Source organism: Neisseria sp. P0021.S007, from assembly GCF_051956855.1.
In genome coordinates this window covers 1-696 of record NZ_JBQCXA010000518.1, presented here as the reverse complement: position 1 = coordinate 696, position 696 = coordinate 1, and the positions used below count along the sequence as shown (strand labels likewise).

The window sequence follows — 696 nt, the reverse complement described above, 5'->3', positions numbered from 1 at the left end:
GGCCTACACATTGAATGCCCAAGATACGCGGAAACTGGACAGACAGCGATTTGCCTTCGCGTGTGAAAATCTCGGAATGGTTGATGCCGAAGCCTTTGATTTTTACCAGTGACCAACTCTCTTTGATATCAGGTGTTGGCACGTCTTGATAAATCAGTTGCTCTGGACCGCCGGCTTGATAGATTTTTACGGCTTTCATAATACCTCCCTAAGAATCTGATGCTTTCAGGTAGCCTACTGCCAATTTTACTTTCCTAACAACCCATTTTTCTCCAAATACTCCCGCGCTACGTTTTCCGCGCTTTCGCCTTGCACTTTCACGCGGTAGTTCATCTCACTCATTTCCTCTTCGCTAATTTTTCCCGCCAGTCGGTTAAGTGCGGTCACAATTTGAGGATTTTTTTCAGCAAATTCTGCTTTCATCAATGGCGCACCCTGATAAGCAGGAAACAGGGAAATATCATCTTTCAGTAGGCGCAATTGATATTGTTTCAATTCTGCATCGGTGGAAAAGGCTTCCACTAGGTCGATTTTGTCATTCAACAATGCCGTATAGCGTAAGGCAGGTTCCAAGCTAACAATATGTTTTAGCGTGATACCGGCTGCCTGCATGCCTTTATAGCCATCCGCTCGGTCGATAAATTCCAGTGAGAAACCTGCTCGGATATTGGGCGCTACCTGCTTCAAGTCGCTGAT

General features: G+C 45.7%; 1 protein-coding gene and 1 pseudogene. Both read right to left on the bottom strand.

The features are described 5' to 3' along the window. Positions 1–199, bottom strand: a pseudogene (locus tag ACTHUR_RS14355) (quinone oxidoreductase); the annotation flags it as partial. A gap of 47 nt (positions 200–246) precedes the next feature. Next, on the bottom strand, positions 247–696 hold a 450-nt coding region (locus ACTHUR_RS14350), incomplete at its 5' end, for a glycine betaine ABC transporter substrate-binding protein (protein WP_440399236.1).